General features: G+C 72.6%; 1 protein-coding gene. It reads left to right on the forward strand.

Going from position 1 to position 1,051, the window contains the following annotated elements:
* A partial coding sequence (locus MXD59_RS25940) for an IS1380 family transposase (protein WP_248827191.1) occupies positions 1–880 on the forward strand: 880 nt, incomplete at its 5' end.
* Between the last annotated feature and the right edge of the window lie 171 nt (positions 881–1,051).

Genomic DNA, 1,051 nt, shown 5'->3' on the forward strand with positions numbered 1-1,051 from the left:
GGGGTTCGGGTTCCACCCGTTGTGGGCATTCGCCGACCACGGCCCGGACGGGTCGGGTGAGCCGCTGGCGGTGCTGCTGCGGCCGGGGAACGCCGGGGCGAACACGGCCGCCGACCACGTCACCGTGGCCGCCGCCGCGCTCGCGCAGCTTCCTCGGCGGCTGCGCCGGGGCCGGTCGGTGCTGATCCGGACCGACAGCGGCGGCGGCACGCACGCGTTCGTGGGATGGCTCCACCAGCGGCGGCTGGGTTACTCGGTCGGGTTCACCCTGCCCGACACCGCGGCCGAGCTGATCGCGAAGGTTCCGGCTGGGGCGTGGACACCGGCCTACGACGCGGACGGTCAGCCCCGCGACGGCGCGTGGGTCGCCGAGCTGACCGGGTTGATGGACCTGTCCGGCTGGCCGGCGGGCATGCGGGTCATCGTGCGCAAAGAACGCCCACATCCGGGCGCCCAGCTGCGGATCGTCGACCCGGACGGCAACCGCTGCACCGCGTTCGCGACCAACACCCGCCGTGGACAGCTCGCGGACCTGGAACTGCGTCACCGCCGCCGGGCCCGCTGCGAGGACCGCATCCGCACCGCGAAGGACACCGGCCTGACCAACCTGCCCCTGCACGACTTCACCCAGAACCAGCTCTGGTGCGCCGTCGTCTCTCTCGCCCTGGACCTGCTCGCCTGGACCCAGATGCTCGCCCTGGCCAGCCACCCCGCCCGACGCTGGGAACCGAAACGCCTACGGCACAGACTGTTCACCATCGCCGGACGCGTCGCCCACCACGCCCGGAACATCGTGCTGCACCTGGCCGCCCACCATCCCTGGGCGGCGCTGGCCGTCCAGGCCATCACGACCCTGCGCGCGCTACCCGACCCCGGGTAAGGCCACAAGCCCTGACCGTCCCGACAACCTCGCACCACCCCGGCCGTGGACCGGCGCCCGAGCCCGCGCGACAGCGGGCCATCCCGTCACGACCCGACAGCAAAACTCAACATCGAAAACAGCGGGCGGTCCTCACGGGACCTCACACGCCCAGCAGGCGAAAGATCGAGG

Source organism: Frankia umida, assembly GCF_023242945.1.
Lineage (GTDB): Bacteria > Actinomycetota > Actinomycetes > Frankiales > Frankiaceae > Frankia > Frankia umida.